Below are 2196 nucleotides of genomic sequence, written 5' to 3' on the forward strand. Positions count from 1 at the left end.
CCGATCTCCATGTTCTCCAGGATCTTGGCCACGGTGAGCATGCCGGTGCCGGCGATCCAGGCGGGCTTGTGCTTGGCGAACAGCAGCGTGGCGCGCCCGGCCACCTCCAGCGATCGCTGGGCCCGGATGACGCGGCGGATGTAGGCGGCGTCCTCGGCCCCGCGGTCTTCGATGACGGCGGCGCGGATCGCGTCGAGCTCGCGGGCCAGCTCCTCGACCTGCTCGGTGGTGAGATGGGCGGCTGCGGACGTCTGCGCGGGGACGATCGTGTCCGGTGCGGGGCCGGCGGAACGATCGGGCGCCTGCCGAGCTGTGGCTGTGGTCCGGTCGGAGGAAGCGGTGGAGGCCATGGGTCGTCCTTCTTGCAGGGGTCAGATGTCGAGGTTGACGGGTCCGGCGGCGGCGGAGATGCAGGTCTGCACGAGTTCTCCCGGCTCGCCGTGGACTTCCCCGGTGCGCAGGTCCCGGATCTGCCCGGCACGCAGCGGCACGAGGCAGGAGCGGCAGATGCCCATGCGGCACCCGCTGGGCATTGCCACCCCCGCCTCCTCCCCGGCCTCGAGCAGGGTAGTGGCGCCGTCGGCCTCGACCTCCTGGTCGGAGCGCTCGAAGGTCACCCGGCCGCCCTCCCCACCGGAATCGGCCAGCAGGGCAGGCGCGAAGCGCTCCACGCGCAACTGGCCCTCCTCCCGCGTCCAGAGGCTCTCGGCGGCGTCGAGGAACTCGGCGGGCCCGCACGCGTAGGCGGCGCGCTCGCGCCAGTCGGGGCAGGCGGCGTCGAGGTCGGCGGTCGTGGTGAAATCCAGGTGCCGGCCGCGTTCACCGGTGAACCAGTGGACGAGGTGGAACCCGGGGAACTGGTCTGCCAGCTCCGCCAGCTCCTCGGCGAACAGCGCGTCCTCGGGGGTGCGGGAGGAGTGGACGAGCACCACATCCGCGTCCGGCCGGCGCGGCACCAGGGTGCGGATCATCGACATCACCGGGGTGAGCCCGCTGCCGGCGGTGAGCATCAGCAGCGGGCGCGGGTGCTCGGGCAGGACGAAATCGCCTTCCGGCGGGGCCAGGAACAGCACGTCCCCGACCTTCGTGCCGCGCACCAGGGCCGTGGAGACGGCGCCCATGGCGGTCACGGTGATGGCCGGGTCCTGCCCGGCGCCGGTGCTCAAGGAGTAGGAGCGCCAGTGCCGCACGCCGTCGATCTCCACCCCGATGCGGGCCCACTGGCCGGCCTCGTGGGGGTTCCAGCCCTTGCCGGGACGGAAGCGGATCGTCACCGAACCCGCGGTCTCGGGCTCGACGGCCGTGACCAGGGCCCGCAGCTGCCGGGCGCTGGCCAGGGGGTCGACGAGGCGCAGGAAGTCCTGCGGGGAGAACGGGGTGGTGAAGGCCGACGCCAGGCGGGACAGCACACGTAATCTGGCCATGCCGCAATTTTTCCGCAGGATCCCGGACGATTCTCATGCCCTCGGCTCCGATTCCGAGGACAGAACTGTAGCGCCATGATGAATGCCGGAGGTCGTGCCGGCCCGGATCGCGACCAGTTCCGGACGGTGCTGCCGCCGGTTCCGCGGAACACCCGGGTGGGTGCGCGGTCGGGATGTCCGGGTCAGGGGCCGGGCGGTTGTGGCCGGCGGGGGCGTCCGGCGCGACGGAACGACCGCGCCGTGGCTGGCTCCGGTTCATCGCCGTGATCACAGGTGTCACCCGTCACTGCGCATTCGGGCTGGTCCGCGTACAGTGGAACCCAGTTGTTGAAGTTTCGTTCTTGCAGTTCAAGCAGTTCGCCCGATTCCGGGCGCGGCAGTTTTTCTGAGAAGACGTTTTGGCAGGCATCGCAACGCCCGAGCACCCCGATCGCCGGGGACGCTCCGTTTCCCAGAAAGACAGGTTCCCCATGACTACTGGCACCGTGAAGTGGTTCAACGCCGACAAGGGCTTCGGCTTCATCACCCCCGAGGACGGCTCCAAGGACGTGTTCGCGCACTTCTCCGCGATCAACTCCGGCGGGTTCCGCTCCCTCGAGGAGAACCAGCGCGTCGAGTTCGAGACCCAGGACGGCCCCAAGGGCCCCCAGGCCGCGAACATCACCGTGCTTGCGTGAGAACGCTCTGATCTCCTCGTGAGATCCCCGGCACGGAGCTGAGCGCTCCGAGGCCGACCTGACATCGCCACCCGGCTCCGGCCGGGTGGCGATGT

General features: G+C 70.4%; 2 protein-coding genes and 1 pseudogene. 1 reads left to right on the forward strand and 2 read right to left on the reverse strand.

The features are described from left to right. Positions 1-350 (reverse strand): annotated as a pseudogene (locus tag ACH9D2_RS02395) (acyl-CoA desaturase); the annotation flags it as partial. 21 nt (positions 351-371) lie between these two features. Further along, positions 372-1424, reverse strand: a complete 1053-nt coding sequence (locus ACH9D2_RS02400; RefSeq protein WP_396361157.1) for a 2Fe-2S iron-sulfur cluster-binding protein — start codon at positions 1422-1424, stop codon at positions 372-374. A 470-nt stretch (positions 1425-1894) separates the two neighbouring features. Between ACH9D2_RS02400 and cspE the strand changes: the two genes are divergently transcribed. Beyond that, positions 1895-2101, forward strand: coding sequence for a transcription antiterminator/RNA stability regulator CspE (gene cspE, locus ACH9D2_RS02405; protein ID WP_035923571.1), 207 nt, complete (start codon positions 1895-1897; stop codon positions 2099-2101). Positions 2102-2196: the final 95 nt, after the last annotated feature.

Source organism: Kocuria rhizosphaericola (assembly GCF_044462205.1).
In the GTDB taxonomy this organism is placed as follows: domain Bacteria; phylum Actinomycetota; class Actinomycetes; order Actinomycetales; family Micrococcaceae; genus Kocuria; species Kocuria rhizosphaericola.

Coding starts and splice junctions, on each gene's coding strand:
- cspE (WP_035923571.1), top strand. CDS start 1,895: ATGACTACTGGCACCGTGAAGTGGTTCAACGCCGACAAGGGCTTCGGC.
- ACH9D2_RS02400 (WP_396361157.1), bottom strand. CDS start 1,424: ATGGCCAGATTACGTGTGCTGTCCCGCCTGGCGTCGGCCTTCACCACC.